Source organism: Nostoc flagelliforme FACHB-838, assembly GCF_014698065.1.
Lineage (GTDB): Bacteria > Cyanobacteriota > Cyanobacteriia > Cyanobacteriales > Nostocaceae > Nostoc > Nostoc flagelliforme_B.
Genome location: NZ_JACJSI010000235.1, coordinates 1 through 9,166, shown reverse-complemented (window position 1 = coordinate 9,166; position 9,166 = coordinate 1). Strand labels below are relative to the sequence as shown.

General features: G+C 40.0%; 5 protein-coding genes and 1 pseudogene. 4 read left to right on the top strand and 2 right to left on the bottom strand.

The window, feature by feature from the left end:
• The first annotated feature begins 31 nt into the window (after positions 1–31).
• Entirely contained in the window at positions 32–199 is a 168-nt protein-coding gene (locus tag H6G97_RS38780; protein ID WP_190945973.1) for a ribbon-helix-helix protein, CopG family, read from the top strand.
• Positions 200–1,264: 1,065 nt separating this feature from the next.
• Here H6G97_RS38780 and H6G97_RS38775 read toward each other — a convergent pair.
• Complete coding sequence (locus tag H6G97_RS38775; protein WP_242055860.1) at positions 1,265–1,573, bottom strand: hypothetical protein; 309 nt, start codon at positions 1,571–1,573, stop codon at positions 1,265–1,267.
• A gap of 217 nt (positions 1,574–1,790) precedes the next feature.
• Between H6G97_RS38775 and H6G97_RS55050 the strand changes: the two genes are divergently transcribed.
• On the top strand, positions 1,791–2,045 hold the full coding sequence (locus tag H6G97_RS55050) for a hypothetical protein (protein WP_190945975.1): 255 nt from the start codon (positions 1,791–1,793) through the stop codon (positions 2,043–2,045).
• Positions 2,046–2,433: 388 nt separating this feature from the next.
• Here H6G97_RS55050 and H6G97_RS38765 read toward each other — a convergent pair whose 3' ends face one another.
• A complete protein-coding gene (locus H6G97_RS38765; protein WP_190945972.1) occupies positions 2,434–6,495 on the bottom strand; it encodes a beta strand repeat-containing protein in 4,062 nt (1,353 codons plus the stop codon).
• 642 nt (positions 6,496–7,137) lie between these two features.
• Here H6G97_RS38765 and H6G97_RS56240 point away from each other — a divergent pair.
• Both H6G97_RS56240 and H6G97_RS38755 read left to right on the top strand, forming a co-directional pair.
• Positions 7,138–7,403: pseudogene (locus H6G97_RS56240) on the top strand (transposase); the annotation flags it as partial.
• A gap of 347 nt (positions 7,404–7,750) precedes the next feature.
• Complete coding sequence (locus tag H6G97_RS38755) at positions 7,751–8,299, top strand: hypothetical protein (RefSeq protein ID WP_190945971.1); 549 nt, start codon at positions 7,751–7,753, stop codon at positions 8,297–8,299.
• Positions 8,300–9,166: the final 867 nt, after the last annotated feature.

The window sequence follows — 9,166 nt, the reverse complement described above, 5'->3', positions numbered from 1 at the left end:
CAATATGTAGCAGATGAAAATTTAGTAAACTATGAGCAAAAAATGGGCAGTAAAACGAATCACTATCAATTTAACTGATAGTGAAGCGAAAAAGCTGGAAAAATATTGTCAAATGACCGGAAGACCTGCAACTGATGTAATTCGGGAATTGATTCGTTCTCTAGAAATAAATGCAATTGAACGAATTCCATCAGCATAACAGTCAGCCAGACGAATCAAATCAGCAGTGGAAAAATATTAAATCTGCTTAGTTAGATTTTTGTAAATAAAGATATTGCTGTATAAGCTGCTGAATAGCTTCATCATAATTTAACCCTGATTGAAGACAATATTCATCTAGAATTCGAGCTTCATCAGGGCTTAATTCTAACTCTATTTGGATAGCATCAAATAAAAAATGCTGACTTATGTTGAAATCGTTAACTATCATTATTGTACTTAATTACCTTTAATAAGATAGAAAAAGGGGAAGAAGCATTTTGTGTAATATCCCTTAATGCTGAAGATTGATTCTTCAAAATAATGGAATAGATAATAACTTCTTCATGTTAAATATTACAGAAAATACAATGGTAGTAGATAGCTATGCCCATTCAAGATAGAACTTGGATAGATATAGTTATGTTTTATTTTTGCTCAACTAAATGCAGTTGTCATTAATTAAAAGAAATCATTAATATGCAGAATAACTATTCTGACTTAAATATCCAAGCTAAGATCCGGGTTTTGAGGATGAAGTTAAGACGAGTGATACGCTGAGAAGTTGAAACAGAAGGCATTTCCAAAACTTTGTAAGTATATTGTCTATCCTAATCATTGAAAATATTTATCATTAAGCAGCATGAATACAGCTAGTAAATGTATGCTAATTCTGCATTTCCTTGTTGACTGGATAAAACAGAATGTTAAATAACAGCAATTGTAATGTTAGCAACAGCCTCTACTTATCTAAACAATTTCAACTCAATTTGTTGCTCACACGCAGCAGTCAATGAGTCTGCGTTGAGTGGAAAGGATTTTTAAAGCGAATTGTCACAAAATTTACGCACTACTGGCTGTTGTTTAAACCTGTTAAGGTAACGGCATTTTTTCAGAAAACAAACAATTCCACACCTGTTAAAGGCTTTTTAACGGTTTGCTGAAAGCAGATTGACAAAACATACTTAGTGTATTAGCGCACAGATGGTGTAGTGATTTGAATCCTACACCATCTACAACATTAAGCTGTTCAGCTCCTATGAAAATAGGACTTACGCAAAACAAATCATCCACCCAATCCCGGAAAAAACTTACTCCAAATACTTTGCTCTTTTGAGGCTAATTCTTCTAAGCCTAAAACATTCTGTACCCCTTGCTGATTACTTTGGATTTCTTGCATATTAAGAGAATCAATCACCTGGGCTAACTCTGGGTTTTCTGCTAAAAGTTCGGCTTCAAGCTCCAACTCCTGCTGCAACAGTTGGGTATTTCGTCGCAAGAACATCTGCTGATTGTGTCGTTGTCTGATAAGGGATTCAGTTAGGGCAAACGCATCTAAATATTGACAAGCCTGAATCAGGATAAAATACTCCAAGACTCAAACTACATAAGGCTTTGAGGAAATTAAATCTCACTCAGCATGAAAATGATAATCATTGTGATGGGGAGTTAGAGGCAGCCGTCGACTGCCTGAATTTTCACGGTTAGTTCTCCACTCTTCTAGCGTAGGTTTTCTCACAGTCTGATTCTCAATAGTTTTAGATTAATGACTAGGAATCACGAGAAGATCAGCGCAAAGAAAAACTCGATTTATGCCATCGCCACAGGAAAGGAAGGTTACACCATCGCTAACTGCTCAAAGTGACTTTTACAGATGGCGTGAAAAGCCAGGACGGCTGCCTGTCAAGGAACATGGTATTCTTACAGGAACTCCAAAAAAGAATTTCATTCTGATTCTCCTTTCTATGAAGCTGAAGCCAAAAATCACAATTGCTGACCATTTTTTGGGAATAGAAGACCCACGAATAGATCGCACAAAGCGGCATAACTTAATCGATATCTCCTAAATTAGAAACTGCTCACTCTCAAAAACGCATCCGACTTTATCGTAGTTTGCTGAAAATTATTGTTCACAAGGTTGTCCCCGGCCGTCCTGGACGCAGCGAACCACAAGTCACGAAACGTCGCCCCAAAGCTTACCCCAGATTGACCAAGCCCAGATATGAATTACGTCATCAATTGCAAACTGCTTAATTGATAAGGCTTTCCACTTTTCAAGCGTGCCATTCGTCAATAGGGTTTGAGACGCGCTAACCCTGCTTGAATGAGGCGTTGGAGAGAAAGCTACCTTTATGAAAGAAAGTACCGTTCGATTGGCACTATCGTTTACGAGATGCTAAAAATAGCACCTCGCAAACCGTACCAGTTAGTGACTTGCTCCCGCGCTAACCCCGATTAAACAACCACAAAATTATCTTTGGTTAGTGCCACCCCAGCATCTAATTGTGCAAATTGTACCTGAGTAAACCTAGATGCACTACCATCAAGGTCAAAGAACAATCCACCTGTAGAATTGTCATAAATGAATCGTTGAGCAATCGTGGTTGCAGAAGTTCCGAGAGTAAACTGACTAGCTGAAACTATAGGTGTTACTAACCCGCCACCAAAGGTAGCAGCCTGTACCTCAATCAATTCATTACTCGCGTTGAAGTCATAAATACTACTAACACCTTGATTGTAATAATAGAAAGTAAAGGTATCACTACCAGCTCCTCCATAGAGGTTGTTATTACCAACGCCACCATAGAGGATGTCATTGCCATTGCCACCATCAAGGGTACTATTACCTAAATACCCACTTGTCAGGAAATCGTTACCTGCACCGCCAATAATTGTATCATTTCCACCATTGCCCCCATATATCGTATCGTTGCCATTGCTCCCCACAATATTGTCATCGTAAGTTGTACCTGTAATATTTAATCCTTCGATAAACTTATAGCTAACTCGATTATTGCCCCCGGTAATTGAGCCAATGTTATTAGTAGCATTGAATGTTGAAGTGATTCCTCCGGTAGCATCGATGTAATTGACGGACAATACATCCTCACCAATATCTCCATCTACTGTTTGAGTCACTAAAGAAGAGGGGACAGTAGATAAGGCGCTTACAGAAAAAGAGTCATTGCCATCGCCCCCAGAAAGCAGATTATCGCCTTCTGAATTCAGAACATTCAAGAAATCGTCACCAACGCCACCGTTAAGAGTGTTATCGCCTGTTGAACCGCTAGCACTCAAGCTATCGTTACCTGTACCTCCTTCTAGGATGTTATTGCCTAAAGAGCGAGAGTCAAAGAAGCCGAAATCGGATCTGGTACCGCCAGAAACGTTAAGGGAATCATTGCCATCACCCCCAGAGAGCAAGTTATCACCTTTTGAACCGCTAGCACTCAAGCTATCGTTACCTGCACCTCCGTCGAGGGTGTTATTGCCTAAAGAGCGAGAGTCAAAGGAGGAGCTGTTGCCGCTGTAGCTGCCAGAAACGTCAAGGAAATCATTGCCATCGCCCCCAAAGAGCAGGTTATCCCCTGTTGAACCGCTAGCATTCAAGCTATCATCACCAGTACTACCCTCAAGAGTATCATTGCCTACACGGTTAATGAGAGTATCATTTCCTGCATCGCCAAGGAGAATATCATTTCCCGCACCACCTCTGATTGTGTCATTACCACTCAAGCCGTCGATGATGTCGTCACCCCCCTGACCATTGATAACATCATTGGAATTGTCAAAACCCATAATGTTGTTGGATAGGTCATTAAGGAAGGTAACAGTATCCCTATTGAATAGGCTAATTTGAGTGGAATTAGCATCAAACACATCAAAACTGTCGGTGATGGTGGTTTGTCCATGAAACAGGATATTGCCAATAGCAGATTGTGAAGAAGTTGCTGGCAGATTATCCAGGTTTTCTAATTTGAAGTTTTGGAGAACAACCTTAGTATTAACAGCACTGGCGTCTTCAAATGTGATTTCTAAGTTGTTACTATTTTGAGTTAATAGCAGATTTTGAGCAGTAAAGGCAAGAGACTGAGTATTTTGAAATTGCAAAATGTCTAAGGAGGCAATCACCTCTGCTGAGGAATTTGAGCCTTTACCCACGCCACCAAAATCGGTGATCATATCGGTGCCGTTATCAGTGCTGCCATCGACCGAGTTGTAAACAAATGTATCATTGCCGGTGCCACCAGTTAGGGTGTCGTTACCACTTGCACCCGTTAAGATATCATTACCTGCACCACCAATAATCACATCAGTATTATAATCATAGCTATAAAAGTACCCGCCGGACAACACATCGTCACCCATACCCCCATCTATCGTATCATTGCCATTATTGCCCCCATCTATCGTGTCATTACCATCGTTCCCAACAATCAAGTCATCGTTGGCTGTACCGGAAATATTGAATCGTTCAATATTGTTGTAGCTAACGCGATTCGTGCCCACCGTAATTGAGCCAATGTTCGTAGTAACATCAAATGTCGTTGTCAAACCCTCCCTACCATTGCTGTAACTAACGGACAACACATCGTCGCCCATACCCCCATCTATCGTATCATTGCCACCATTGCCAGTGGAGAGCGTATCGTTGCCATCGTTCCCAACAATCAAGTCATCGTAGGCTGTACCTCTTATATCTAATCGTTCGATATTATTGTAAGTAACTAGATTCGTGTCCGTTGTAATTGAACCAATGTTAGTAGTTGCATTGAATGTCGTTGTGACTCTTTTTGTAGCATAGGTGTAATCGGCGAACAGCACATCGTCGCCTTTACCCCCATCGACTGTATCATTACCATAGCCCCCATCGACTGTATCATTATCACGATAGCCCCCAGAGAGCGTATCGTTGCCATTGCTCCCCACTATATAATCATCGTAGGCTGTACCTCTGATATTTAATCGTTCGATATTCTTGTAACTAACCCGATACGTGCCCGCTGTAATTGAGCTAATGTTAGTAGTAGGATTAAATATCGTTGTCATCCCCTTTATAGCTAACCTGTAACCCAGGGATAGCACATCGTCACCCTTACCCCCATCTACCGTTTGAGTTACTAAATCAGAGGGGGTAGTATCTGTAGGGCTTAGATAGAAGGAATCATTGTCATTGCCCCCAGAGAGGAAGTTATTACCTGTTGAATACTCAGCACGTAATGTATCGTCACCAAGGCCACCGTTAAGAGTGTTATTACCTAAGGAGGGCAAATAGACATCTCCACCTCTGCCTGCGAAGAAATAGCCAGAAGCGTTAAGAGAATCATTGCCATCGCCCCCAAAGAGGGTGTTATCGCCGGAGGAATACTCAGCACGTAATGTATCGTCACCAGCACCACCGTTGAGGGTGTTATTGCCGCTGGAACTGGTAAAAAAGTACTCTTCATTTACAGAGCCAGAGGCGTTAAGAGAATCATTGCCATCGCTCCCAAAAAGGAAGTTATTGCCTGATGGAGACTGAGCACGTAATGTATCGTCACCAGCACCACCGTTGAGGGTGTTATTACCGTTAGAGGGAATATAGCTGTATATTTCTGAATAGTAAGAGGCGTTAAGAGAATCATTGCCATCGCCCCCAAAAAGGAAGTTATTGCCTGATGTTGCCCCAGCACTCAAGGTATCGTTACCAGTGCCACCGTTGAGAGTGTTATCGCCTGTTGAAAATTCAATATTCAAACTATCGTCATCAATACCACCAAAAAGGGAGTTATTGCCCGTATCACCAATCAGGGTGTCATCTCCAGCACTGCCAATGAGAGTATCATTACCCATACCACCTCGCAGCAGGTCATTGCCACTCAAGCCATCAATGATGTCATCACCAGCCTGACTATTGATCAGATCATCTGAGTCGTCAAAGCCGCTAACATTATTGTCGAGGTCGTTAAGAAAGGTGACTGTGTTCTTATTGAAAATAGTACTTTGGGTGGAATTGGCATTGAAGACATCAAAGCTGTCGGTGATGCTAGTTTGCTTATTAAACAGGATATTGCCCAAGTCTACAGTGGCTCCTGTAGATTTGCTAAGATTATCCAGGTTTTCCAGAGCAAAGTTTTGCAGGATGACTTTTACACCAAAAAGACTACTTTTATAAGTATCCTTTTCAAAGCTGATTTCCAGATTGTTGCCATTCTGGGTCAACAGCAAATTTTGGGTAGTGAAGCCATGGCCCTGGAATTCTAGGGTGTCCACTCTGCTAATGACCCCGGAAGTCGGATTTTTCCCTTTACCTACGCCACCAAAATCGGTGATGATATTATTACGAGTTAAGCCGTAGTACTCGAAGTTGTCGGCATCAACAAATTTATCTTGACCGTCTCCACCAGTCAAAGTGTCATTACCACCGCTACCATACATGGTATATATGGTATCGTTGCCTGCAAGACCCTTAATCGTGTCCGCGCTGTCGCTACCATTAAGGGTATCATTATCGTCAGTTCCAATTATATTTGCCATAATCTTTTACTTATTACCTAAATCAATCTTTTCAGTAAGTTTAGTTTTCAACTTTGTTGAGCGCTCTTTTCGGGCACAAAAAGTTTGTATCAAGAGTGACCTTTTTAGCATACTTAGTACCCCTGACTGTCTTATTGGTATATAGCAATAAATTTAAAAGCTTGAATCCTAGCAAAATCGTTAGTGATTGGCTTAAATATATTGATAAGACAGTCAGGGATTAATTTGGCATAGTGAAAAATAAAAAGTCACTGTCCAATTGCCTCAGATATGTCAAACGCTCCATCCAAGGTTGGAACGTAAAAGAAGGTGTGGAAAAGGAATGTTATAACCGTCCCTCTTAACGATGCCTGCCGTGTTCTTGTTACTATGGCTGTGTTAAAACTTAATAAAATAAGTATTTTTTGATAGGGTTCGGGCGGTTACAGAATTTGTAGACAAAACTTCCAAGTTCCTTAATCTATCTAATATTGACTATCTTTCATTACTAAAATAGCTTCATAAAATCCGAACGACTTGAGTAAAAATACGGTTAAATTTAAATTTTTAGATAGGATTACTGAATGTGGGCGATGAGCCTACAAAAATTTCGGTTTGCACTGGCAAAATTGCCCGTATGTATATAAGCGTTTCATTTAAGCAGACTTTGGAATTGAATTTTTTGCTAAACCTCGTCGCAACATGAAAAATAAGTTGATGCGTCTTTTTGACTTGCTTTTATCCCGTAAACGCTCCATTATTGAAACGAATTAACGACCAACTCAAGAATATTCCTCAAATTGAATATTCTAGACACCTTAGAGAAAGTTAATTTCTGTGTTAGCGTTCTTTGCGGATTAATCGCTTATTGTCACCAACCGAAGAAACCCAGCCTTCAACTAGAGTGGCTTTTACCTTCATATCTTTAACCCGAACTCATACCAATTCACGTAAAGTGTGATATACGGAAAAGGATAAGTTAAAAACGAACAGGTTCGCCAGGGTGTATGAAATTAGAGATAAAATAATTTAGAAGAAGAATTGTATAAAATGCTGAGTGAACAAAAAACAGCATTAGGAAAGAAAGAGTGCAACCGTTATATTTATTGAAAAGTAAACAAGTAAAAAGCATAGCATAATTGGTCAAAACACTGGCAAGGAAAAGATTTATGCTACAGAGGTGGTTAAGATTATATAGAGAATGTGGAATCAGTAATCTATTATTAGAAATAAAAAGCATAGAAAGACCACCAATTCTAACAGGTTAACTGTCTTGATGCCTGACACTGTAGAGAATCAAAAAGAATACCCTCAGCCCAGTAGCCAAAAGCCTGAGTGTGGCTTCCCAATTGCTAAAATTGGTGTGGTATTCAGTTTAGTGACAGGAACCGCTGTTGCTTTGTGCATAGACGTTTTGAACACTCATGATATTAAATTAGCGAGGAGGTTGTACAGTTTTCTCAAACCCAATGATGTACTTTTAGGGGATAGAGCTTTTTGCGCTTATGCCGATATGGTTACAATTACCAAACTCGGTTGTGATGCTATATTTCGGAAGCATCAATCTCGCACAACAACCATGCAAAAAGGCAAAATTGTTGGAGATTGTGACAAATTAGTTACTTGGTATAAGCCTAAAAGTTGTCCAAAAGGATTGAATAAAGATGAATTTGATGCTCTACCTTCTTCCATCACTGTGCGGGAAGTTTACTACTACGTTGTTATTCCTGGTTTTCGCACTCAACAAGTCAGCTTAATTACTACTCTTTTAGATAAAGCAGCTTATTCTACTCTCGAAATTGTTGGAATTTACGGTAAACGTTGAGATATTGAATTGGATTTGAGACATCTTAAAACTACTCTCTTAATGGATGTTTTGCGGTGTAAAAGTCCCTCAATGGTACGCAAAGAAATTTACGTTTATTTGCTTGCTTACAATCTACTTCGTAACTTAATGTGGTCGGCTGGAACTACTTACACCACTCCTCTATTACGCAAATCAAAAGCAAGGTACTCGCCACCATTTAATTAACTTTATTCCCTCTCTTATTAGCTGCAAATTCAACAAAATGTTTTCAAATTTACTGCACTTTGTTAAAAGTTATTTCTCACAAGGCTGTTCCCGACCGCCCAGGTCGTAGTGAACCAAGAGTTCGTAAACGTCGTCCCAAAATTTACCCCTTGATGACCAAACCCCGGCATGAATTACGTAAACAATTACAAACTGCTTAATTGATAAGCGTTTCCGCTTTTCTTAGTGCCATTCCCACTAGGACTGATGCATTTTTTCCGCACCGCTACTTGTATCAAGTTTTGAAAATTTGGTTCTGAGGATAGTGAGTTATCTATTAGTCTTTCTGCAAGCATAATTGTTCCTGAACCCACATCTATCGTGAGGTTACTCGCTTTCGGCACTTTCAGCACGTATTTAGCACAATAAACATATTGTGCCCCTATAGATGTGATCTGTTTAATTGAAAACCATCTTAAAAGTGGATTCATGTTTAGATTAGACTTCCACTCAATTGACCTGACCCAATTATGCTTGAATGATGAAGTCGGAGGTAGTAAGAGTGGGCGCACCAGTAAGTTGTGCAAATTGACCGCCACTGCCGAAACCAGCAGCACTACCATTTTGATTGTATAGTAACTGCCCAGTCATAGAGTCATAAACAATTACTGCATTGCTAAG

Bases quoted from the DNA above. Each gene is read 5' to 3' on its own strand.
- H6G97_RS38780 (WP_190945973.1), top strand. From the start codon at position 32: ATGAGCAAAAAATGGGCAGTAAAACGAATCACTATCAATTTAACTGAT.
- H6G97_RS55050 (WP_190945975.1), top strand. From the start codon at position 1,791: ATGCCATCGCCACAGGAAAGGAAGGTTACACCATCGCTAACTGCTCAA.
- H6G97_RS38765 (WP_190945972.1), bottom strand. From the start codon at position 6,495: ATGGCAAATATAATTGGAACTGACGATAATGATACCCTTAATGGTAGC.
- H6G97_RS38755 (WP_190945971.1), top strand. From the start codon at position 7,751: ATGCCTGACACTGTAGAGAATCAAAAAGAATACCCTCAGCCCAGTAGC.